This window comes from Bacillus sp. 22483 (assembly GCF_052044605.1).
Classification (GTDB): Bacteria; Bacillota; Bacilli; order Bacillales; family Bacillaceae; genus Bacillus; species Bacillus altitudinis.
Map to the genome: position 1 here is coordinate 1 of NZ_JBQENU010000032.1, position 339 is coordinate 339.

3 tRNA genes are annotated in these 339 nt (G+C 55.8%); all 3 read right to left on the bottom strand.

The window, feature by feature from the left end:
- Positions 1-81: 81 nt before the first annotated feature.
- The 3 genes from ACTJJQ_RS19260 to ACTJJQ_RS19270 all read right to left on the bottom strand — a co-directional run bounded on the left by ACTJJQ_RS19260 (position 82) and on the right by ACTJJQ_RS19270 (position 335).
- Positions 82-158: transfer RNA gene (locus ACTJJQ_RS19260), tRNA-Ile, on the bottom strand.
- 4 nt (positions 159-162) lie between these two features.
- A tRNA-Met gene (locus tag ACTJJQ_RS19265) sits at positions 163-236 on the bottom strand.
- Positions 237-262: 26 nt separating this feature from the next.
- Positions 263-335 (bottom strand) — tRNA-Ala (locus ACTJJQ_RS19270).
- Positions 336-339 lie beyond the last annotated feature (4 nt).

Sequence of the window (339 nt, forward strand, 5' to 3'; positions counted from 1 at the left end):
CGAACCCCCGCGGGCTTTGACACCCCTGTCGGTTTTCAAGACCGATCCCTTCAGCCGGACTTGGGTATTCCTCCGTATAGATGGTGGACCTTGTAGGACTCGAACCTACGACCGGACGGTTATGAGCCGTCTGCTCTAACCAACTGAGCTAAAGGTCCTTTATAGCGGCGGAGGGGATCGAACCCCCGACCTCACGGGTATGAACCGTACGCTCTAGCCAGCTGAGCTACACCGCCATGATATAAAATAATCTTTTAAAAAGTGGAGCCTAGCGGGATCGAACCGCTGACCTCCTGCGTGCAAGGCAGGCGCTCTCCCAGCTGAGCTAAGGCCCCATAA